The sequence below is a fragment of the Algoriphagus formosus genome (assembly GCF_002807035.1).
Lineage (GTDB): Bacteria > Bacteroidota > Bacteroidia > Cytophagales > Cyclobacteriaceae > Algoriphagus > Algoriphagus formosus.
In genome coordinates this window covers 2,000,826-2,021,176 of the sequence record NZ_NIUC01000002.1, presented here as the reverse complement: position 1 = coordinate 2,021,176, position 20,351 = coordinate 2,000,826, and the positions used below count along the sequence as shown (strand labels likewise).

The 20,351-nt window shown below is 43.6% G+C and carries 23 protein-coding genes and 2 tRNA genes; 9 read left to right on the top strand and 16 right to left on the bottom strand.

The window, feature by feature from the left end; translation table 11 throughout:
- Positions 1–2: 2 nt before the first annotated feature.
- The 10 genes from CDH51_RS15030 to CDH51_RS14985 form a co-directional block, all read right to left on the bottom strand.
- Positions 3–359 (bottom strand): hypothetical protein, encoded by a 357-nt coding sequence (locus CDH51_RS15030; RefSeq protein WP_100629292.1) that lies wholly within the window; start codon positions 357–359, stop codon positions 3–5.
- Between the two features lie 4 nt (positions 360–363).
- The gene (locus CDH51_RS15025) at positions 364–597 is read right to left on the bottom strand and encodes a hypothetical protein (RefSeq protein WP_100629291.1); all 234 of its coding nucleotides are present in this window, start codon (positions 595–597) and stop codon (positions 364–366) included.
- 668 nt (positions 598–1,265) lie between these two features.
- A tRNA-Ser gene (locus CDH51_RS15020) sits at positions 1,266–1,353 on the bottom strand.
- A gap of 96 nt (positions 1,354–1,449) precedes the next feature.
- Positions 1,450–2,517, bottom strand: coding sequence for an asparaginase (locus tag CDH51_RS15015; RefSeq protein ID WP_100629290.1), 1,068 nt, complete (start codon positions 2,515–2,517; stop codon positions 1,450–1,452).
- Positions 2,507–3,289 (bottom strand): TatD family hydrolase, encoded by a 783-nt coding sequence (locus CDH51_RS15010; RefSeq protein ID WP_100629289.1) that lies wholly within the window; start codon positions 3,287–3,289, stop codon positions 2,507–2,509. Before CDH51_RS15010 ends, CDH51_RS15015 begins: the two co-directional genes overlap by 11 nt.
- A complete protein-coding gene (locus tag CDH51_RS15005) occupies positions 3,286–4,383 on the bottom strand; it encodes a glycosyltransferase (RefSeq protein ID WP_157807127.1) in 1,098 nt (365 codons plus the stop codon). The genes CDH51_RS15010 and CDH51_RS15005 overlap by 4 nt, the downstream gene beginning before the upstream one ends.
- A complete protein-coding gene (locus CDH51_RS15000) occupies positions 4,380–5,006 on the bottom strand; it encodes a polysaccharide deacetylase family protein (protein WP_100629287.1) in 627 nt (208 codons plus the stop codon). The genes CDH51_RS15005 and CDH51_RS15000 overlap by 4 nt, the downstream gene beginning before the upstream one ends.
- Complete coding sequence (locus tag CDH51_RS14995; protein WP_394335571.1) at positions 4,993–6,219, bottom strand: PP2C family protein-serine/threonine phosphatase; 1,227 nt, start codon at positions 6,217–6,219, stop codon at positions 4,993–4,995. Before CDH51_RS14995 ends, CDH51_RS15000 begins: the two co-directional genes overlap by 14 nt.
- Before the next feature lie 2 nt (positions 6,220–6,221).
- The gene (locus CDH51_RS14990; RefSeq protein WP_317045952.1) at positions 6,222–6,479 is read right to left on the bottom strand and encodes a hypothetical protein; all 258 of its coding nucleotides are present in this window, start codon (positions 6,477–6,479) and stop codon (positions 6,222–6,224) included.
- Positions 6,454–7,605, bottom strand: a complete 1,152-nt coding sequence (locus CDH51_RS14985) for a glycosyltransferase (protein WP_100629286.1) — start codon at positions 7,603–7,605, stop codon at positions 6,454–6,456. The genes CDH51_RS14990 and CDH51_RS14985 overlap by 26 nt, the downstream gene beginning before the upstream one ends.
- 21 nt (positions 7,606–7,626) lie before the next feature.
- Here CDH51_RS14985 and ruvC point away from each other — a divergent pair, with 21 nt between their 5' ends.
- Positions 7,627–8,202, top strand: coding sequence for a crossover junction endodeoxyribonuclease RuvC (gene ruvC, locus CDH51_RS14980; protein WP_100629285.1), 576 nt, complete (start codon positions 7,627–7,629; stop codon positions 8,200–8,202).
- A 182-nt stretch (positions 8,203–8,384) separates the two neighbouring features.
- Here ruvC and CDH51_RS14975 read toward each other — a convergent pair.
- Positions 8,385–8,457 (bottom strand) — tRNA-Met (locus CDH51_RS14975).
- 200 nt (positions 8,458–8,657) lie between these two features.
- Between CDH51_RS14975 and era the strand changes: the two genes are divergently transcribed.
- From era to CDH51_RS14955, 4 genes are all read left to right on the top strand, one after another.
- Positions 8,658–9,551 (top strand): GTPase Era, encoded by an 894-nt coding sequence (era, locus tag CDH51_RS14970; protein ID WP_100629284.1) that lies wholly within the window; start codon positions 8,658–8,660, stop codon positions 9,549–9,551.
- Between the two features lie 2 nt (positions 9,552–9,553).
- On the top strand, positions 9,554–10,867 hold the full coding sequence (der, locus tag CDH51_RS14965; protein WP_024283515.1) for a ribosome biogenesis GTPase Der: 1,314 nt from the start codon (positions 9,554–9,556) through the stop codon (positions 10,865–10,867).
- A gap of 76 nt (positions 10,868–10,943) precedes the next feature.
- Entirely contained in the window at positions 10,944–11,165 is a 222-nt protein-coding gene (locus tag CDH51_RS14960; RefSeq protein ID WP_024283516.1) for a hypothetical protein, read from the top strand.
- A gap of 120 nt (positions 11,166–11,285) precedes the next feature.
- Positions 11,286–11,909: a SprT-like domain-containing protein gene (locus CDH51_RS14955; RefSeq protein ID WP_100629283.1), complete on the top strand. Its 624-nt coding sequence runs from the start codon at positions 11,286–11,288 to the stop codon at positions 11,907–11,909.
- A gap of 160 nt (positions 11,910–12,069) precedes the next feature.
- On the opposite strand, the gene scpB is transcribed toward CDH51_RS14955, so the two are convergent.
- Both scpB and CDH51_RS14945 read right to left on the bottom strand, forming a co-directional pair.
- Positions 12,070–12,630, bottom strand: coding sequence for an SMC-Scp complex subunit ScpB (scpB, locus tag CDH51_RS14950; RefSeq protein WP_024283518.1), 561 nt, complete (start codon positions 12,628–12,630; stop codon positions 12,070–12,072).
- A 2-nt stretch (positions 12,631–12,632) separates the two neighbouring features.
- On the bottom strand, positions 12,633–13,016 hold the full coding sequence (locus CDH51_RS14945) for a TraR/DksA family transcriptional regulator (protein ID WP_026947826.1): 384 nt from the start codon (positions 13,014–13,016) through the stop codon (positions 12,633–12,635).
- Positions 13,017–13,193: 177 nt separating this feature from the next.
- Here CDH51_RS14945 and CDH51_RS14940 point away from each other — a divergent pair, with 177 nt between their 5' ends.
- The gene (locus CDH51_RS14940; RefSeq protein WP_100629282.1) at positions 13,194–14,261 is read left to right on the top strand and encodes an isoaspartyl peptidase/L-asparaginase family protein; all 1,068 of its coding nucleotides are present in this window, start codon (positions 13,194–13,196) and stop codon (positions 14,259–14,261) included.
- Between the two features lie 71 nt (positions 14,262–14,332).
- On the opposite strand, the gene CDH51_RS20090 is transcribed toward CDH51_RS14940, so the two are convergent.
- The gene (locus tag CDH51_RS20090; RefSeq protein WP_157807126.1) at positions 14,333–14,503 is read right to left on the bottom strand and encodes a hypothetical protein; all 171 of its coding nucleotides are present in this window, start codon (positions 14,501–14,503) and stop codon (positions 14,333–14,335) included.
- Positions 14,504–14,572: 69 nt separating this feature from the next.
- Positions 14,573–17,080 (bottom strand): lamin tail domain-containing protein, encoded by a 2,508-nt coding sequence (locus tag CDH51_RS14935; RefSeq protein ID WP_100629281.1) that lies wholly within the window; start codon positions 17,078–17,080, stop codon positions 14,573–14,575.
- A gap of 174 nt (positions 17,081–17,254) precedes the next feature.
- On the opposite strand from CDH51_RS14935, the gene CDH51_RS14930 reads away from it, so the two are divergent.
- The 3 genes from CDH51_RS14930 to CDH51_RS14920 all read left to right on the top strand — a co-directional run bounded on the left by CDH51_RS14930 (position 17,255) and on the right by CDH51_RS14920 (position 20,063).
- Entirely contained in the window at positions 17,255–17,506 is a 252-nt protein-coding gene (locus tag CDH51_RS14930; protein ID WP_100629280.1) for a hypothetical protein, read from the top strand.
- 338 nt (positions 17,507–17,844) lie between these two features.
- Entirely contained in the window at positions 17,845–18,834 is a 990-nt protein-coding gene (locus tag CDH51_RS14925; RefSeq protein WP_100629279.1) for an aspartate-semialdehyde dehydrogenase, read from the top strand.
- Positions 18,834–20,063 carry a class I SAM-dependent methyltransferase gene (locus CDH51_RS14920; RefSeq protein ID WP_100629278.1) on the top strand — a complete coding sequence of 410 codons (1,230 nt, stop codon included), beginning with the start codon at positions 18,834–18,836 and terminating at the stop codon, positions 20,061–20,063. Before CDH51_RS14925 ends, CDH51_RS14920 begins: the two co-directional genes overlap by 1 nt.
- Here the strand turns inward: CDH51_RS14920 and CDH51_RS14915 are convergent, their stop codons facing one another.
- Positions 20,064–20,330 (bottom strand): DUF4834 family protein, encoded by a 267-nt coding sequence (locus CDH51_RS14915; RefSeq protein WP_100629277.1) that lies wholly within the window; start codon positions 20,328–20,330, stop codon positions 20,064–20,066.
- Positions 20,331–20,351 lie beyond the last annotated feature (21 nt).

Genomic DNA, 20,351 nt, shown 5'->3' with positions numbered 1-20,351 from the left:
CCCTAGTCAGTCATTCTTTTGAAAGTATATGCCAACTTTTTATCACCATGTATTAAGAATAAAGTATCAGAAAAAGCTGCTTTAAAAACATGATCACCTTCCTCTGCGGTATAGCTAAATTTTTTCCCTTCATTCAAACCTTTATCTGTTAATGGATAAAAAACGAATTCCCTCCCATCCATTAGCCTCATCCCTGTACCCTTGTATGCAATTCTTATTGATTTAATTTGAGAATCTATTACAGCAGAATTGAATTCATTAAAATTATGTCTTGCCTTTTTTTCCTGGAAAACTCCAATAGTAAGCAAAATAGATAGGATAGATATTGCAAAAATCCCGATTAAAACATTCTTTTTCATTCAATTATTTCTTTTGAAAGAAGTCATATAAAACAAACGAATTGCTTAAACCTCCTGCTCCATTCCCCGGCAATGGCCCTAAAGGTAGTCCAAGTCCAACATTTACTTGACCGCCTACAATACCAGACGTCAGCCCCATCGGTGTGTATGTACCCGTAAAACCTACTTTACCTCCAGCAGCCAACCCTCCAGATCCCCAACCTGTAGCTTGGCCTCCTTGCACGCTGGTTTGCAACATCTCCCGATTAATCTCATTTACTGGCCCCAACTGGGCGTAGATTCTCCTCAGCAGCTTTGAAGTTCCGATTGAGGCTGGGTGGAATTTGCAATTCCACCCTTCTATCCTTACCAATTTGCAATTGGTTCATTTTTATATCTACTTGTCAGATAAGGAAATTACAAATTTGTTTTTATATAAAGGTGTAGATACAATCTACACCTAGTCCTAATCATGATTCTACTACACCCAGAAGGGGATATCGGGATGCAATTGGTTTATTTTAATATCGTCTTCTATCATAAGCAAATTACAAATTTGTTATTATATGAAGGTAGGATCGAGCGTCAGAAAAAGCTTTTATAAAGCTTTTTAGCAAGAGGCCAGATAACAGGGTAGGCAAATTACGCCTAGTCCTAACCATATTTCTTCTACGCTCAGAAGGAGAGTTCTCATCCCTCATAATTCATAATTGCTTATTCTAAGGCATAAAAAAAGCGTCGAAATTTTAATATTTCAACGCTTTGCAGAGAGGAAGGGATTGGCTTCGCCTTTCCCTAAATGAAGGCGGGTTGCAAACCAAGCCTACTCACTTCGTTCGTTTTTGTCTTTTTGCTCCTTAGCCACTCAAGCAAGCTTGGCGGCTAAAAAACAAAAAGCCCTTCCGCGTCGCGAAAAGGCTTGTTTTGCAGAGAGGAAGGGATTCGAACCCTCGATACCCTTTAGGGGTATACACGCTTTCCAGGCGTGCTCCTTCAACCACTCGGACACCTCTCTGTATGTATTTTTCACGACTCCCTTTCAGAATCGGAGTGCAAAGAAAAAAATTATTCGACCCCTTTCCAAATTTCCTGCGAAAATACCCAAGCTTTCTCAGGTCGTCATCTCGCCCGCAATCGGAATGGTCAATTTCCTTCGGATTTCTTCTCGATCCTTGGACTGGCCCAAAAGGAACATCAACTTGGTCACAGCCGCTTCTGTGGTCATATCGGCACCGCTGACTACACCCACATTCAGGAGTTCTCGGGAGGTTTCATAACGTCCCTGAATCACCCGGCCACCATTGCATTGAGACACATTGAGAATGATCAAACCCTTGGCGATAGCCCGCTCGAGTGACTTCATAAACCATGACTCACTGGGACTATTTCCCGATCCATAGGTCTCAAGCACGACCCCGCGCAAATCCGGGATTGCAAAGCAGGCATCCATGATTTTGTCCGTGATCCCCGGGAAAAGCTTCAGCACCATCACCCGATTATCCAACTCATTGAGCAACTTGAGCTTTTTACTGGGTTCGTAGGGGCGAATAGCCGCCAATTGGTAATCAATCACAATTCCGGACTCCGCCAAAGGCGAGTAGTTTTCAGATTCAAACGCATCGAAATGAACACTCTGCACCTTTTTGGATCGGTTGCCTCGAAGAAGTAGGTGATTGAAAAAGATACAAACCTCTGGAACGATAGGCTTTTCATCGATTTTGGCTGTCGCAATCTCCAAGCTGCTCATTAGGTTTTCGCGGGCATCCGAGCGAAGTGCTGAAATAGGCAACTGCGCACCTGTAAAAATCACCGGCTTATTCAAGCCATTCAGCATGTAGCTAAGCATGGATGCAGAGTAGGCCATGGTATCCGTACCGTGCAGCACCACAAAACCATCATAGCTATCGTAATTCTCATAAATAATATAGGCCATATCCTTCCAATGCAAAACAGAAACATTGGATGAATCTATCGGAGAAGGAAATGATATCACCGTGATGGCCACATCCAGATTATTAATAATCGGGATCTTCTCAAGAATCTGCCCAAAATTAAAGGGTACCAAGGCTCCACTTTCATCGTAAGCCATTCCCAAAGTGCCTCCGGTATAGATGATCAAGACCGAGGAAGTCTTACTGGTCTTGGCCCGGGTATTCAGGCGAACTATTTTATAATTCATTTTCAAATTTCTCAAACAAATTTAAGGCGTTTGAACTCGTAGCCTCAGCTACCTCAACAGCGCTCATTTGCATCAAATCCCCCACACGCTCAGCAATATACGGCAAATAAGCGGGGGTATTTCGCTTTCCCCGAAAGGGTACCGGAGCCAAATACGGCGCATCCGTCTCCAAAACCAAGTTTTCTATGCTCAGATGGGGCAAAACCTGATCCAAACCACCATTCTTGTAAGTGACTACTCCACCGATCCCCAGCAAAAAGTCCATCTCAATAATCTGCATGGCCTGCGTCAGGTTGCCGGTAAAGCAATGGAAGATCCCCCTGAGTTTTCCATCCTGCATCTCCCGAATAATCTCTATAGTCTCATCCATAGATTCCCTACAGTGAAGTACGATGGGAAGATCGAGTTCTTGAGCCCAGGATATTTGCTCGCGCAAAGCAATTTTTTGCTGCTCAAAAAAGCTCTTATCCCAATACAAATCCAGACCTATCTCTCCCACTGCTGCAAAAGGTCGTTTCCACAGCCATTCTTTCATCACCTGAAGCTGCGCTTCAAAATCCTCCTTCACATCACAGGGATGCAGTCCCATCATGGGTATGCAGCGACCCGGGTAATCCTTTTCCATCTGAAACATCTGATCGATGGTCTCCACATCCACATTGGGCATATAAATCCGCTCCACTCCTGCCTCTTGGATCGCTTCCATGACGGCCTCTCGATCAGAATCAAACTTTGGTGAATAAATATGTGCGTGTGTATCAATCAGTCTCATCGGTACTTTCGGGATTTCCACTCGGTAGAAGAAGGCCAAAAGTAATAAAGAATACTCAGGAGGGTAAGAGGCAGGAAGTAAAAATCAAATAGAAATAATAAATACCTCTTAAGACTTTGGCCGGTTTTAGACGCGAAATGCTGAATAAAGGAAGAAAGGAGCAGAACTTTCAGCATAAAAAAAAGCAAGCCAAAAAGCCAATTTGAGAGTATCAGATAGGTGATCAGAGGATAGAAGGCAAACTGTAAACCTAAGGCTAATTGCCAATACCAAGGTAAAGTCATCACCCCACTCATCCAGCGCTTTCGCTGTTTCAAAAGCCGGGGAAGGCTTTCCTCTGCCTTGGTTCGTGCCAGTGCTTTTTCACTTACTTGATGAGAAATGGTAAAGCCGGCTTGCCTGATTTTTCTGGAAATCTCCAAATCCTCAGTCAAGCTTTTGCTCACTCCTTCAAAACCTCCCGATGCAAAATAAGCCTCTCGGGAAATACTCATATTATTGCCCAGACCTGTGGTAGGAATCCCCCAATCTGCCGCAACCTTGACAAAACCCAAGGTCATCCACCAATCCAGTTCTTGAAATCTGCCTAAAAGACTTCTGCCCGCCACTTGGGTGATGCCCAAAACCATTCCCGTTTTGCCTATGTAGGCAGCTAAAAGGCTTTTAATCCAATCCCGAGGAACTTCGCAGTCTGCATCTGTGAAAAACAGAATTTCTCCCTGACAAAGCTTCCCGAGCTCAGCCAAAGCTTTTGCCTTTCCGTTTCGGCCCGGTTCCAGCTTTTCTGTGGTGATGATTTTTACATTCTCTTTTCCCGCAGCCCATTGATGAAATATTGGCAGGGTTTGATCCTCACTTTGATCATTGGCAAAAAGAAATTCAAGCTTTTCCGCAGGATAGCTCAACTTATCCAAAGAGGCGAGTAACCTCGGGAGATCTTTCTCCTCATTACGTGCGGCCACCAGAATACTGACTTTCGGGAATTGACCTGAGCTTTTGGCAGGGAATCTTTTCCAGCGGAACCTCAAATGCCAAAGCCCAATCACAAAAGGGCTAATCGAAAGAAAGGCCAATATCCAGGCGAATACTATCACAGCAATTCGGTCTTCCAACCCCTATCTACCAGATAATCCAAAAAAGTCGGGAGTACTCGAGTCAAGCGCTCTTTGGTTTTTTCCTGATCATGAAAAACCACAATCGACCCTGCATCTATTTTTTCGGTGCTTCCTTTGATCACCTGTTCATCATTCAAATCAAAATCATAATCCCCAGAAAGCACATCCCACATGATGACTCTTTTGGATTGGAGGAGTTCTTTAGCTTGGCTTGGCCGGAGTTGACCATAAGGAGGCCGAAAAAGCTTCGTTTCAAGCCCCAACTTGTCCGCTAGTATCTGATCACAGCGATCCACGTCATTTAGATATGTTTCCAAATCAGTCTTCCATCCTTTCAGATGGTGATAAGTGTGATTGCCGATTTGATGTGCACTTTCGATGACTGCTCTTGCCAGGTCTGCATGTTTGCGCACATTGTCTCCCACCACAAAAAAAGTCGCCTGTTGATTTCGCTTTGCCAGTTCATTGAGCACAAAATCCGTCGCTCCCGGTACAGGTCCATCATCGAAGGTCAGAAAAACTGTTTTCCCCTCTGCCGGGATTTTCCACTCCCTTTTCGGAAAAACTGCCTGTATCGAAGAGGGGACCTTATGAATGACCATTTTTAAAGCGCAGACTAAATAATGTCAGATCATCCCGCAAAGCTTCTTTTTCTCGGAATTTCTCAAAACGGGCAAGAAAAGACTCATGAAAATCCTTAGGATCCATGCACAGATGACCGGAAACAAAGTCCTTCAAACGATCCTCCCCAAACTCCTCTTCGCTCTCATCCATGGCCTCTGTCAGCCCATCCGTGTAGAGATGAAGGGTAAAATCTCCCTTAAGCTTCCTTTGGCCTGCCTCCATAAATGGCAGCTCCTCAAAGGCTCCAAGTACCGTCGTCCCCGCATTGAGCAGCTCGACTTCCCCGGCATGCTCATGACAGAGAATGGGCGGATTATGTCCGGCATTCACATAGTCCAAGGTTTGAGTATTGCGATCATACATCCCAAGAAAAAAGGTGATGAAGCGCTCTCCATGGGTATTTTCAAAAAGAGTAAAATTCAACTGATTGACTATGGTTGTAAGCGAGCGCTCTCCACTTCGCAATAGGGTTCGAAGCGATGCCTGAAAATTAGACATCAGCAAAGCTGCGGCGATCCCTTTTCCCGATACATCAGCAATACAAAAAAAGTCAAGTCCGTCTGCCACACGAATCAAGTCGTAATAATCTCCACCCACCATACTGTGAGGAATGTAAGTCACCTTTGCCTGCAAATCCCCTTCTTCGGGAAGATTCCTGGGAAAAAGCAATTGCTGCACTTGAGAAGCAATGGCCACCTCCCGATTGAGGACCTCTTGCTGTAGTTGCTTTCGGGCAAAGCGCTTATTCTCCAGTGCTACCACCAGAATATTGGTCAATGCCTGGGTAAAGTTCAAATCAAGGTCTTCATCCATTCGTTTTCGCTTGATAAAAAGAATGGCCAGCATTTTATCCTTATGATAGACGGGAAGATAGGTCTCCAGCTCTTCGAAAGAAAAGCCTTCATCCAGGTGAAGTTCCAGCTTTTCGGCCGACTTGGTTTCATGGATCTGATCCAAGGAAATGATTGGAGGAACCTTGGCTTTAACTCCATGCGAGATCTTTTTCTCAAAGCCCTTCTCCGTCTGCATGTACAGTATCAAGGAGCGGATATTGAGGTGTATCAAGCAAGTAAACTTGAAAATCTCGGTGAGTGTACTCTCCGGCTGATTTTCATTGATCGCCTGCGTGATCTCCAGCAGTGACTTCAGCTCGAGTTCTTTGCGTTGATATTTTTGGTTGGTTTCTGTCAAAATCAAATTGCATTATGGGCCATCAGCCCTTTTTTGGTGGCAAGGAAAAGCATGCTTTTGCCTTCGTTCAGGATATCTACATTCCCAAAAAGCTCATCATCGGGAGAAGCAAGACATTTGATCATTCCCTTTTGAAAAAGCGAATGAAGGGTCTGAAGCAATACCTCATCACTCCAGCCTAGTTCCTCCAACAAATAATCAAATGATTGGACGAAATAAAGTTCGTCCAGCAGGTCAAATTCCTCGTCTGTCAGTTCCATTTACTTCAAAATTAACATTTCCACGGATGCTTCTTCCCTTCCAGCTATAATTTCCAAAAATAGCTCCAAATCCAATACGGAGAGAATAGAGCGGATGAAACAGACTCGTGCCGAAAAGATGGATTTTCTTCGATTTTTCGTCATAATGCTCCAAAATTCTCTCCAGGGAATAGTATTCCCCAAAACATTTCAAAAGCCAGGTCAGGGAAAATACAATCCAGCCCCACTCTCCTTCAAGTAAAAGGAAAAAGGAAGCTATCCAAAAAAACTGCATCGCCATCACCGCCAAAGAAGCTCCAAAATGGGAAAAAGAGGGATGGGCTCGCCACTTTCCTGCCCAGCGAATTCGCTGATTGAAAAGAGCCTTCCAAGTTGGCTCTGATTGGGTACGAACCAAAGCCTCCGGCCTGAATTGATATTGCGTGCTTTCCTTCCCGAAAAATTGGTGGATTTTTTTGAGCAAAAACTCATCATCTCCTGAAAGCCAATGCTCATTTCCTGCATAGCCTCCGACTTTTTGGAAAGCGGATTTACGAAAGGCCAAATTGGCCCCACTGCACATCAGGGGTTTCTTCTGAGCAAAAGAAAAACCCGTCAAAAGCAGGATGCTCGCCCAATCCAAGCGCTGGAAACCAGCAAGAAAACCATCACTTTTCTCCGTCAAAACAGGACCTGCTACCAGTTGAACGGAGGAATCAGAAAAGGGAGCTTTCATTTGCTGAGGCCAGCTTGATTTCCATCGGCAATCTGCATCTGAGGTAAGGATTAGATCAGTTTTGGCTGCATGAACCCCGTACTGAAGCGCTGCTTTTTTCCCTGAGCCTGCACTTCTAACCAGCTTGTAGGGTTTTCGCTTGGTGATCAGTTCCTGAAGTTTTTCGAAGGAATCATCCTCGCTTTGATCGTCGATAAAAATGACTTCCTCAAATTCACCTTCAATTATTTCTAAATGGGAAAGCAGACTATCCAGATTTTGAGACTCATTTCGAACTGGAATCAGGAGCGTAGCAGAGAGCTTAGCCTTTTCGAAAGACCCTTCCTTTGAAGCCGCGCTGAGCCATTTGGACCTCAAGAACCCAAGCAAAATGCAATAGACAAAGGCACCTATCAAATAAAAACTTAGCATCTTTTGGACTATCTTGCGGCAGTGAGTAAAGAAGCTAAAAAAGCCGCAAAGGAAAAAATCATTCTAGGGATCGATCCCGGCACCAATGTGATGGGCTACGCCCTGATTGTAACTGAGGGCAAGCAGTATAAATTGCTTCAGTATGGAGTGATTCATCTGAAAAAGTACGGAAGTCACGAATTGAAGCTCAAAAAGATCTTTGAGCGGATCACCGGGATTTTGGAGGAGTTTCTGCCGGATACGGTCGCTCTTGAAGCTCCTTTTTACGGAGCCAATGTCCAATCCATGCTCAAGCTAGGCCGTGCACAAGGGGTGGCTATGGCAGCTGCTTTGGCACGGGAAATCCCCATCACCGAATACTCTCCCAAGAAAGTCAAACAGTCGGTAACCGGGAACGGAAATGCCTCCAAGGAACAAGTTGCTGCAATGCTTCAGACACTTTTTAAACTGGAAGAAATCCCCAAAATGCTGGATGCAACAGATGCTTTGGCTGTGGCGCTTTGTCATCACTTTCACGAAGGAAGAATCCAAAGCCGCGGTAGAGCTGCCGGTTGGAAATCATTTATCGAAGAGAACCCTGATCGGGTGAAGAAGTAGGGGAGAATAATAAAGCTGAAAGTCACGGCTCGAACCAGTGACCATGATTGATAAAAGAAAAAAGCCGATCATTTCTGACCGGCTTCGTAGTAGCGGGAACAGCCCCGATAGCTATCGCGGGTCGAACCTGTGGATTGTAATTATTGAAAATAAAAAAGGGTACCGATTGGTACCCTTTGTAGTAGCGGGAACAGGACTCGAACCTGTGACCTTCGGGTTATGAGCCCGACGAGCTACCAACTGCTCCATCCCGCGATATGTCTTTTGTGAGAAGGGATTCCGATGAGCTACCTCCTCCCGATAATTATCGGGACTCGGGATGCTCCATCCCGCGATATATTGTTAAAACTTAATCGTCTTTTCTTTAGTTCCATCCGCCCTTCCGGCGAATTGTGGTACAAAGGTAAAGACATACTGTCAAAAATCAAGTACCTTTGTGAAAAATATTTCAAGAAATGAATCCTCAAACTCATCAGGCAGGCTTTGTCAATATCATCGGAAAACCCAATGTGGGCAAGTCTACCCTGATGAATATCTTGGTCGGCACACCGGTGTCGATCATTTCTCCCAAATCCCAAACAACCCGTCACCGCATCCTTGGCCTCTCGAATACAGCCGATTACCAGATCGTATTCTCCGATACTCCGGGAATGCTCAAGCCACAATATGAGCTCCACAAAAGTATGATGTCCTTTGTCAATCTTTCATTGGAAGATGCCGATATCATCTTATTTGTGACGGATCTTTTTGAAACCGACGCGGATATCGAGCCGATTATCACAAGAATAAATAAATCAGGGATCCCGGTTTTGTTGGTAATTAATAAAATTGACCTAGCTAAGGAAGGGCAATTGGATAAGGTCACCGAATATTGGACCTCAAGAATTGAGGCTGCTACGGTGATTCCTATTTCCGCATTGGAGAAGTTCAACACAGAGCGAATCATGCAGGAAATTTTAGACCGCCTGCCGGTTCATCCACCTTTTTATGATAAAGAGGAACTAACAGACCGTCCGGAGCGGTTCTTTGCCTCCGAGATCATTCGGGAGAAAATATTCAAAAACTATAAAAAAGAAATCCCATACAGCACCGAAGTGGTGATGGAGGATTTCAAAGAAGATACGGATATCATCCGCATGCGAGCCACCATCTTTGTGGAGCGCAATAGCCAAAAGGGAATTCTCATTGGTGAAAAAGGCAAAATGCTCAAGAAAGTGGGTATTGAAGCCCGCCAAGATTTGGAAGAATTCTTTGGCAAAAAAGTCCATCTGGAAACCTTCGTCAAGGTGGAACCGGACTGGCGTAAAAACAAACTCAAACTTAGAAAATTCGGATACGATCCCTCTTAAACATGGCAAATATCGTAGCAATTGTAGGAAGACCTAATGTAGGCAAGTCCACACTCTTTAATAGACTGGTGGAAGAGAGAAAAGCCATCGAGGATAATGTCAGCGGGGTAACTCGGGACCGACACTATGGGCATGCCCAGTGGAATGGAAAATTTTTCTCGGTCATTGATACCGGTGGTTATGTCACTGGATCTGATGATGTGTATGAGGCTGAGATCCGAAAGCAGGTTAAGCTCGCGGTGGAAGAATCGGATGTTATCCTTTTTGTCGCAGACTGTCATGATGGATTGACGGATTTGGACAAGGAATTTGCCGACGAGCTTCGTGGAAGCAAAAAGCCGATTTATATCGTAGCCAACAAGGCAGATAATCAAGAAAAGGCCTTCATGGCCAATGAATTTTATGCTTTGGGCCTTTCAGATTTTGAAATCTTCCCCATCGCTGCTACCAGTGGTAGCGGAACAGGTGAACTTCTGGACCGTGTAGTGGAGCACTTCGAAGATGAAGGAGTAGAAGATCCTGATGCGGGAATTCCAAAGATTTCTATCCTTGGCCGTCCTAATGTGGGTAAATCCTCTTTCTTGAATGCCCTACTTGGAAAAGAGCGATCCATCGTAACCGATGAAGCCGGAACTACCCGGGATGCGATCCATACCCGATACAAGCTTTTCGGTCAGGACTTTATCATCACCGATACAGCAGGGATCCGAAAGAAGGCCAAGGTCAAAGAAGACATTGAGTTTTACTCTGTCATGCGGTCCCTCAGGACTTTGGAAGATTCGGATGTAGTCATCGTCATGGTCGATGCATCACGAGGACTGGAGTCTCAAGATGTCAATTTGATTTCCCTTGCCATCAAAAACAATAAGGGAATCATGATCATGGTAAACAAGTGGGATTTGATCGAAAAGGACCACAAGACCATGAACAAGATCAAGGATGAAATGATGGAGCGATTGGGTGAGCACAAATGGATCCCGATCATTTTTACTTCGGTAGTTGAAAAGCAACGAATATTCCAAGCGATCGAATTGGCCGTGAAGGTATATGAAAATAAAAATAGACGGATAGCGACATCCAAATTGAATGATGTGATGCTGCCGGAAATCGAGCATTATCCACCGCCAGCTTGGAAAGGCAAATACATTAAAATCAAATATGTAACCCAATTGCCAACGAAAAATCCGGTGTTTGCTTTCTTCTGCAACCTTCCGCAATACATCAAAAATCCTTACACGAGATACCTGGAAAATCGCCTTCGTGAGAATTTCGAATTCGATGGAGTACCGGTAAAAATCTTGTATAAAAACAAATAAAAATAATTTTAACGGCAATTTGCGAAATTGATAAAACTTCAGATACCTTTGCACCGCATTTAAAAAAACACAACAAATGAACAAGGTATTTGCAATTTTCGCAATCGTCGGTTTGATGGCTACTGCCTCTTGCGGCAACAAAGAAGTAAAAGAAGAAGAAACAGTTGAAACTGTTCAAGAAGCGACTGAAGGAGCTGTAGAAGCTACTGAAGAAGTGATCGAAGATACAACTGACTCAATCGAAAATGCTGCTGAAGTAGCTGTTGAGCAAGTTGAAGAAGTGGTAGAAAACAACTAATCACCCATTCTTCTCAAATTTTTAAAGAGCTCCGTAATTGGAGCTCTTTTTTTGTTCCTATTTATCGAATCTTAAAAATGTGGACTTCCTAGAATCCGCAGATATCAGTAATTTCCCAACATGGATCAGTCCGAAAAGCTTCGCGAAATTCTTTCTGCAAAAGTCCCCTCTGCAAGCCTGGAGTATTGCATAGATCTTTGGAAACAAGAGAAGTTTAATTTCACCTTAACCCGCGAGCGAAAAAGCAAATTGGGCGACTTCCGATGGAAGCGAGATCAATCGCTGCAAACTATCACCATCAACGGGAATTTGAACCCTTATCAATTCCTAATTACGTACATCCACGAGGTGGCCCATTTATATGCTTTTATTCGGTTTGGTCTGAATATCCCACCACACGGACAAGAGTGGAAGCGAGTATTCAAGAATCTGATGTCTCCCCTGCTTCGGAAAGAAGTTTTTCCTCAGGATCTTTTGATTCCTCTTGTCAGACATATGCAAAATCCAAAAGCTACTTCAGCAGGGGATCTTTTTTTGACAAAAGAGTTGAGTAAATACAACAAAGCAACTGCTGGAATTGAAAAAAGCTTCCTTTCCGATTTGAAACCGGAAAGTATTTTTGAGCTCAATGGCCGAAAATTCAAAAAGAAAGAAACGCGTAGAACACGAGTTCTTTGCGAGGAAATCCCCTCAGGGAAACGCTACCTTATTTCTCAATTAGCAGAAGTTCAGGTTGAAAGTTAAGAAGTGGGGAGATGGAAGAGGGAAGTTGGAAGTGATCCTCATTTCTAGCAAAAACTACTTAACTTCCCTTAATCAGAAATGCTGCTTTCGGAAAAGCAGCATAACGATTGAATAAGAAGAGCGAAGCTGGAAGAGTTCTTCCCAAACATTTAATCCAACCCTACTCACGCTCCTCGCCGATCTGATTATCAGGTTGGGAAAAATCCTTGGGTTGAGGAAGGTCCTGAATGGAATTGATCCCGAAATACTCCATAAACTTCGGCGAAGTTCCATAAATCATAGGACGGCCAATTTGCTCTGACTTCCCTTTGATTTCGATCAGTTCTTTTTCCAAAAGTTTTTGAACCGAATAGTCGGAGTTGACACCTCGAATCTGCTCGATTTCCCCCTTCGTCACCGGTTGCTTGTAGGCAATGATAGAAAGGGTCTCGAGCTGAGCCGTTGAGAGACGCTTTTGACTCTGCTGCTTGAGTAATATCGCAATACTCGTTTGATAGGCCGGCTTGGTCAAAAATTGATACCCTCCGGCTATTTTTTCGAGAGAAAAAGAAAACTCGTCCTGCTCATATTTTTTAATCAACTGCGCCAAAGCTTCGTCGATGTGCTCACCCGGCACTTCTGACTCAAACATCTCCGAAAGACATTTTTGAATCTCAGCTTTGGGTAGTGGCGCAGGACTGCAGAAAATCAAGGCCTCAATATGGCGGGGAAGAAAATCCACTTTTATTTCTTAGCCAGCTTAGCTTCTATAGAATGCATGGTATGAGGTACTGCGCGCAATCGCTCCTTGGAGATCAATTTCCCCGTATCCACACAGATGCCGTAAGTTCCGTTCTTAATCCTCACGAGCGCATTCTCAAGATTGATTACAAACTTCTGTTGACGGGCTGCCAATTGGCTCAGACTTTCACGCTCAAGCGTATCTGCCCCATCTTCGAGTAATTTCGAAGTAGATGCTGTATTGTCCGTACCACTATCATTCTTTTTGCTGAGAGATTCCTTGAGCATACCTAACTCTTCTTTAGCACTGCTCAATTTTTTCAAAATGATCTCTTCAAATTCCTTTAATTCTTCTTGAGAATAGGATGTTTTTGCTTCCTGGCTCATGGCGATTCTATTAGGTAATAATTCTTTGACGTACTGGACTTTTTAAAGTTCCCTAAAATACGTGGGGGATCGCAAATACAAAAATTTAATTTTACTCTCGATGTAAAAAACCCTTCCAATTTGAAGAAATGGCCCTATTTTTAAATTATTCCACATCTAAAAAAACTTAATCAAGACATGAATAAAATCTTCCTTTCATTCCTTTCAATTTTAATTATTTCTTGGTCTTGCTCGCAGCCAACTGACAATCAGTCAGTTTCAGAAGAAACCATAACACAATCTGAGTTTGCACTTGCCATCCATGGAGGAGCAGGCACCATAAAAAGGGAAAACATGAGTGATGAACAGGAGGCTGAATACCGAGCGAAGCTTAAAGAGGCGCTCGATGCTGGTTACGCTGTCTTAGAATCCGGAGGTGAAGCGCTAGATGCCGTCATTGCTGCGGTGAAAGTCATGGAGGACAGCCCCTTGTTCAATGCTGGAAAAGGAGCTGTTTTTACCAATGAAGGGAAAAATGAAATGGACGCTGCTATCATGGACGGGAGAGACCGAAACGCAGGTGCCGTGGCAGGACTAACTACCGTCAAAAACCCAATTACCGCAGCACGAGCTGTAATGGAAAATTCACCCCACGTATTTATGACTGGTGCCGGAGCCGAAGTTTTTGCAAAAGAACAGGAGCTCGAACTGGTATCTCCAGACTACTTTTACACCGATTTCCGCTTTCAGCAATTAGAGAAAATCCGTGAAACCGAAAAAACACAACTGGATCACAGTTCACTTTTAGAGATGGAGCTTCAGGATCCCTTTTTCAAGGACCGGAAATTTGGAACAGTAGGCGCAGTAGCACTTGATAAAAATGGCAATATCGCCGCAGCTACTTCCACAGGTGGAATGACAAACAAGCGCTATGGCCGAGTAGGTGATGTACCAATCATAGGAGCAGGTACCTACGCAGACAATGCAACTTGCGCAGTTTCAGCTACCGGACATGGGGAGTTTTTCATTCGAACTGTCGTTGGCCATGAAATTGCCTCTCAAATGCGATATGGAAATAAAAGTCTCGAAGATGCCGCAAATGATGTAGTCATGAAGCAATTGGTAGAAATGGGAGGTTCAGGAGGAATAATTTCCATCGATCGTATGGGGAATATCGCGATGCCTTTTAACTCTGAAGGGATGTATCGTGGCTATCGCAAAGCCGATCAGGAAGCTCAGGTATTTATCTACAAGGACGAAAACTAGTAGCCCTTAGCGATTCAAAAAAAGCCGCATTCGTTGAAAGAATGCAGCTTTTTAATAAAGTCTAAAATGATCTAGGCTACTGCTTGCTCCTGATTCAGGATTTTTTCCAGTCGCTTTTTGAGGATCATTTCGTCGGCATCGATTTGGTAGCGCAACTTGAGATATTGCACCACCTCCGAAATCGGTTTTGATTCCACGACGCAAAGTTGTTTGAGAGCTTTGTTGATTATTCCGGGTTCCATGGTTTGGGCGTGATTTGTTACTCTAAAATACTGATTTTTAGCAAATCATGTTTCGTAAACTGATAATTTTTAGATATTTTCTGCAATAATGATTGTTTTTTTGACATTCCGAATCCTTGCCTGCAGATCAAATAACTCAACTAACAAAACATAATAACCCGTCGGCAATCTTCTACCTTTAGAGTCCGTCCCTGTCCAAGTGTATAGTCCTTGGGTAGCCAAAATCTCATTTTGCGCAAGCACCGACACGATTCTGCCAGAAATATCATAAATCCTGAAGCTTCCTACCCAACCTGATTGATCCAATTGATATCGAATCGTCGTGAAGGTATTGCCCTGACTCCCCTCAGGATCAAAAATCTCGGGATCAATTTGAATGAGTTCAGCTTCAAATTCTCCCGGTATCCGCTGAGAATTCATCCTACCCGGTGTAGCATACTCTTCATTCCCCGAAGCTGAGTGCCAATTCCCTGTAAAATCAGCAGGTGACCCAACCGAAACCCTTTCTAACGAAACACCCTTCGTCTCTCGTAGCAAAGGATGATGCAGTTCCTCATCATACTCAAACTGTTCGGCGATCTCCCCCTGAGCATCTATCAGCACTACCGAACCACCAGAAATTGGATAAGAAGGCAAAGTCCTGATCTCAAAAAAACCTCCATTTGCAGACCTGGGATAGTCCATTTTGAGTCGTTCGGAATCTGTACTGATGGCCAAAAAGGAACTCGGGGACATCACCAAGCTCTCTTCAGAAAGCATCCGGACTTGATCAACCTGTCCCAAATCATCCAGGTTAGCCAATTTCCATTTCCCAATTTCCAGATAATCATCAGTCGGATTATAAAGCTCCACGAATTTAGGGCCTCCACTGCGCGGGTCAAAAAGCAGCTCATTAAGAAAAACTTCGCCAATTTTTGCAGTTCGTGGACGGATGATTTCAATTCTAGTCTCTTCCAGTTGATTTCCACTACAATCGGCCACCCCGTCCAATCCTAATTGATAGGATTGATTGTCAGCTATAGCTTCTGAGAAAAATAAAAGAATCTGTTTGCTTGCTACTACTACTGAATCGAGCGGCAAATTGGGTTCAATCTGGAAGTCAGCCACAGTCAAAGTTGATTGGATAGGCTCTGAAAAAGCTAATACCAAGCTTAGGGAATCAGTGAAGGAGTAGCTTATAAACTCAGGAGCCAAGGTATCCGGAGTAAGATCAAAGACAAAGTTTTCTGTCCCAGGAGTACCTCGGGCTGGAGATTCAGAGGGTTTGAGAAATTCGCTTTGCTCACAAAGAAGGTTAGGATTGACCACTTCCAAACTGTAACCTCCACCGCTAAGCTCTGAATCTCCCCAAGTTGCCGTGGAATAGCTGATTAGATCTATTAATTCTCCATTTTGAGCGAGAAGACTAATTTCATCTCCCGAATTGAGTAGCGTGGGCCAAGGATCAACCGCAAGGAAATCTCCATATTCAGCAAATAAAGCTGCCTGATTAGCAGGAGCCAAGATCAAATAATCCCCTGATTCCATCCATCTATCCTCCAAAATCGATTCATTTCTGGAATTCCGAAAACTCACTCCACCCAGACGGATATCCTTTTCACCCAAATAAAGAAGCTCGACATATTCCACATTGGGCAAGTCATTTCCATCCCGAGGAGCCGGCATGATTTCATTAATTACCAAATCCTTAAACCCGATAGCAGTAGGATCTTCGAAGCGAAAAGTAAGGGTCGTATCCCTCAAAAAATTTCCCGCCAAATCAGGAATTTGACTAATTGTGAGAACATAATTTTGACCAACTGCCAATGGTTCTTCAAAGTCCAGGTAAACCAAGGAATCAAAAGCCAAACTTGCATTGATTGGATCTATGCCATCTAGCGAGTAATTGAGTTGAATCTGAGAGAAAACAGCATCCAAGGCTTCAGAAAAGCCTAATTCTACTGTCCTAGGCCCAAAACCTCTTACCAATTCCAAAGTCGGGGGCTGCAAATCCTCCACAAAATCTCCGAATTCAAAATCATCCAAAAGCCAACGAGCCGCACTTCCTGTTCCGGGACCATATTCGATTTTCAACCGAAAAAAGATTTCCTCTAAGCCTCGAAGTGAGTCTGGCAACTCAATTTTAAACTGACGAAAAATCTGATCCTCATTCGCAAATTCCGAATTGTCTCCAATCTGTACCATTTCGGAAAAATCTGAGTCCACACTTTCACCAAATCCATAAAAAACCAAAGCGGGTCGGCTACCACTTCCATTGCGGATCGATCGTGCCCAGAATTGTATGGCAGGATTCTCAAAATCAGCGGGAGAAAGCCGAACGGTTAATTCTCCATCGAAGGTAGAAATAGGCTGAACCGCCAAACACCGACTTCCCTCCTTTCCGGAGGAATTGGATTGAAAAATACGTGAAGAGTTTTCTCTCAACTCATTGCCGCGCCAACCTGGAATAAATTCATCGGGATCATTTACAATTCTAAAATCCTGTTCAAAATCCTCCTTTTGATTCGCTGCTTTCAGAGCACCTATCTGAAACAGAAACAGTATTAAAAGAAAAAGTCTGGCTAAAAATCTGATCATAAACCTATTAGACTAGCATCTGTAAACTAATTTACTAAATCTAAAAGAATAATTTTGATTTCAACCGAATAAAAATCCTCCAGGGATTAGGCTAGTTCCCGAATAGTTAATCCGTCAGGATGAGCTTGTTTCGTAACAAAACCAGAAAGGGGTAGTTTTTTATGAAAAGAGCTTATGAGAGAATATCAGATACATTACAAAAACGGTGAGACAAAATATGCCCAATGCGCCGGCAGGGAGGACTTACTAAATAGGTTTTTTGACGGCGATGAAGAAAAACTAAAGGCCGAAGTAAACTTACTGAGATGGGAATCTTCAGCTATGTTTTTTACGGAGGACCCTCAAACGGGAAAAATAGACTACCAAATTACCACTGCGGATTCCAACCCCTATGGCTGGAGAAGAGAAGGTGAATTTGATGACTAGTGGATCTCTTTCAAGGAATGAGCATGAGGTATCAATGGAAAGCTTTAAGAGTCTCCTTACTTGAGAGCTATCGGTGCGGCAGGGGTCCGAATTTGATAAAAAGTATTTGAGTAAGTCAATAATTCTCAGGATAAACCTGAAATTGATTACATAGCTATTACTTTTGCAAACCGATACATTAACCTATTTAAACCATCATGAAATCGAGCCTGCCTTCCGCAGGCAGGCATGACGTACCCGTCACAAGGGGGGATGCCCCGATATATCGGGGAAAATATGCGACCTGCCTACCGCAGGCAGAGATTCCATGTGACCGCTTAAAGACAAATTATAAACAAATGAAATTAGCAGTGGTAGGAGCAACCGGTCTGGTAGGCTCTGAAATCCTAGAAGTGCTAGATGAGCACAATTTTCCATATGATGAATTACTACTAGTCGCTTCTGAGCGCTCTGTGGGAAAACAAATCGAATACAAAGGAAAAACCCATACAGTTATTGGCTTAGCCGATGCAGTAGCAGCCAAACCTGAGATCGCCATTTTTTCTGCGGGTGGAAGCACCTCATTAGAATGGGCTCCCAAATTCGCTGAGGCAGGTACTACTGTGGTAGACAATTCCTCCGCTTGGCGTATGGACCCAAGCAAAAAACTGGTTGTACCGGAGATCAATGCCAAGGAGCTGAGCAAAGAAGATAAAATCATCGCCAACCCCAACTGCTCTACAATTCAGATGGTCTTGGCTTTGGAACCTTTACGTCAGCGATATGGAATCAAGCGTGTGGTAGTCTCTACCTATCAATCTGTCACAGGAACCGGAAAAGCTGCGGTAGATCAGATGATGGCTGAGCGAGCAGGAGAAGAGCCTGAAATGGTTTATCCTTATAAAATTGACATGAACGTCCTTCCTCACATCGATGTGTTCCAGCCTAACGGCTACACCAAGGAAGAGATGAAAATGATCAATGAGACAAAGAAAATTTTCTCTGACGATAGCATTGCTGTTACAGCCACTACGGTACGTATCCCTACCATGGGTGGTCATTCTGAATCGGTAAATGTGGAGTTTAAGACAGATTTTGACTTGGCTGAGGTCCGTGACCTACTTACCAAAACTCCGGGAGTCGTCGTACAGGATGACCCGGAAAAATTGCTTTATCCTATGCCAATTCATGCCCACAAGAAGGATGAAGTATTTGTAGGAAGACTTCGCAGAGATGAGTCTCAAGCCAATACGCTGAATATGTGGATCGTTGCAGACAATCTGCGAAAAGGAGCAGCTACCAACGCTGTACAAATTGCAGAGTACTTGCTGGCTAATAAACTGGTCTAATGGATATCAGCGAAGCAAATAGCGCTGAATTCAAAAAATTTGTGCAGGATCATCTCCAAGACGATCCTGCACTTTTACTTTTTAGGTATCAGGGCAAAGTTCCTTTTGACTTGAAAATGGCTGTACAACAGATTTCAGCCCGACAAAAGGCTTCTAAAAAGCTCCCAAGCTGGTCTAGCAACCCAAGCTTGCTTTTTCCTGCCTCTTTAGCTTTGGAGCAGAGTTCTAGTGAAGAAACTGCCAAATTCAAGGCGGAAGGACTCGAAGGAAAAACCATGATTGATCTCACAGGAGGTTTGGGAGTGGATTTTTTCTATCTAAGCCAAGGCTTTGAAAAAGGGATCTACTGCGAAAGGCAGGCTGAACTTTTCCAGATATCGAAGCATAATCTCGAGCAATTGGAGCTATCCAAGGACAGGGAAGGCTTGGAGGGTTTAGGAGGAAAGTTTGACTTTGTGGAAGGGGATGGTTTGGAGTTTTTAGAAAGAACAACTATCCAATTTGACCTAATCTATGCCGACCCTGCCAGAAGAGGCTCCGGTAATCAAAAGCTTTACAAACTGCAGGACTGCGAGCCCGATGTAGTAAGCAATTGGCAACTCTTAACTTCCAAATCTGAACAGATTCTAATCAAAGCCTCTCCCATGCTGGATATTTCTCAGGCATGGAAAGAGCTCCCGGACATCCAAAAAGTCACAATCATTTCTGTTAAGAACGAGGTAAAAGAGCTTTTGCTTCATTGGAAAAAAGGGTCTATTTCTAATCGGCAATCTATAGAAGTGGTGGATTTAGGAAGAGAATTCCAACAATTTAGCTTTAACAGAGAAGAAGAGGAACAGGCTGATGCCAACTACTCAGAAGCGGAAAGATACTTGGTTGAACCCCTTAGCGGAATCTTAAAATCAGGAGCCTTCAATCTTTTTGGGGAGCGATACGGGTTAAAAAAGCTGGAAAAAAACAGCCATTTATATACAGGAAACCAAGTCCCTGAAGATATTCCCGGGAGAACCTTTGAAGTGATCCAAGAAGTAAATCTGAAGAAGCAGGAAATCAAAAAGCTCTTCCCTAGCGGAAAAGTCAATGTCATTACCAGAAATTATGTGCTAGGTGCCGACTCCTTAAAAAAGAAAATGGGGCTTAAAGATGGAGGGGATGATTTTTTAATTGCGACAAAAACCATGAAAGGCTATAAGGTTTTTTGGTGCAAGAAAAAAAATGAAGGAATGTAATCACTCCTTCACTTCTTCATAGTCTACATATTCTCCGCCTTCGATATCTTTCTGGCGTTTCTTTTGGTGATTTTTAGGGATATAATCCACATTCACCCCCTCATTTGATCTGGAAGCAGCCTGTTGTGCTCTACGCTGCTCTTTTTCCATCTCGTTTACCTGCTGAGCAAATTTTGCCAACTTGGTACGAAGAAAGTATCGGATAAGCTGCCCAAGCAACCATCCGACACCCAATAGAATTATGATAAATTTTAATAAACCTCCCATTAAAGCTTTTTTTGATTCGAA

Bases quoted from the DNA above. Each gene is read 5' to 3' on its own strand.
- CDH51_RS15030 (WP_100629292.1), bottom strand. From the start codon at position 359: ATGAAAAAGAATGTTTTAATCGGGATTTTTGCAATATCTATCCTATCT.
- CDH51_RS15025 (WP_100629291.1), bottom strand. From the start codon at position 597: ATGTTGCAAACCAGCGTGCAAGGAGGCCAAGCTACAGGTTGGGGATCT.
- CDH51_RS15015 (WP_100629290.1), bottom strand. From the start codon at position 2,517: ATGAATTATAAAATAGTTCGCCTGAATACCCGGGCCAAGACCAGTAAG.
- CDH51_RS15010 (WP_100629289.1), bottom strand. From the start codon at position 3,289: ATGAGACTGATTGATACACACGCACATATTTATTCACCAAAGTTTGAT.
- CDH51_RS15000 (WP_100629287.1), bottom strand. From the start codon at position 5,006: ATGGTCATTCATAAGGTCCCCTCTTCGATACAGGCAGTTTTTCCGAAA.
- CDH51_RS14990 (WP_317045952.1), bottom strand. From the start codon at position 6,479: ATGGAACTGACAGACGAGGAATTTGACCTGCTGGACGAACTTTATTTC.
- CDH51_RS14985 (WP_100629286.1), bottom strand. From the start codon at position 7,605: ATGCTAAGTTTTTATTTGATAGGTGCCTTTGTCTATTGCATTTTGCTT.
- era (WP_100629284.1), top strand. From the start codon at position 8,658: ATGAATCCTCAAACTCATCAGGCAGGCTTTGTCAATATCATCGGAAAA.
- der (WP_024283515.1), top strand. From the start codon at position 9,554: ATGGCAAATATCGTAGCAATTGTAGGAAGACCTAATGTAGGCAAGTCC.
- CDH51_RS14960 (WP_024283516.1), top strand. From the start codon at position 10,944: ATGAACAAGGTATTTGCAATTTTCGCAATCGTCGGTTTGATGGCTACT.
- CDH51_RS14955 (WP_100629283.1), top strand. From the start codon at position 11,286: ATGGATCAGTCCGAAAAGCTTCGCGAAATTCTTTCTGCAAAAGTCCCC.
- CDH51_RS14945 (WP_026947826.1), bottom strand. From the start codon at position 13,016: ATGAGCCAGGAAGCAAAAACATCCTATTCTCAAGAAGAATTAAAGGAA.
- CDH51_RS14940 (WP_100629282.1), top strand. From the start codon at position 13,194: ATGAATAAAATCTTCCTTTCATTCCTTTCAATTTTAATTATTTCTTGG.
- CDH51_RS20090 (WP_157807126.1), bottom strand. From the start codon at position 14,503: ATGGAACCCGGAATAATCAACAAAGCTCTCAAACAACTTTGCGTCGTG.
- CDH51_RS14935 (WP_100629281.1), bottom strand. From the start codon at position 17,080: ATGATCAGATTTTTAGCCAGACTTTTTCTTTTAATACTGTTTCTGTTT.
- CDH51_RS14930 (WP_100629280.1), top strand. From the start codon at position 17,255: ATGAGAGAATATCAGATACATTACAAAAACGGTGAGACAAAATATGCC.
- CDH51_RS14925 (WP_100629279.1), top strand. From the start codon at position 17,845: ATGAAATTAGCAGTGGTAGGAGCAACCGGTCTGGTAGGCTCTGAAATC.
- CDH51_RS14920 (WP_100629278.1), top strand. From the start codon at position 18,834: ATGGATATCAGCGAAGCAAATAGCGCTGAATTCAAAAAATTTGTGCAG.
- CDH51_RS14915 (WP_100629277.1), bottom strand. From the start codon at position 20,330: ATGGGAGGTTTATTAAAATTTATCATAATTCTATTGGGTGTCGGATGG.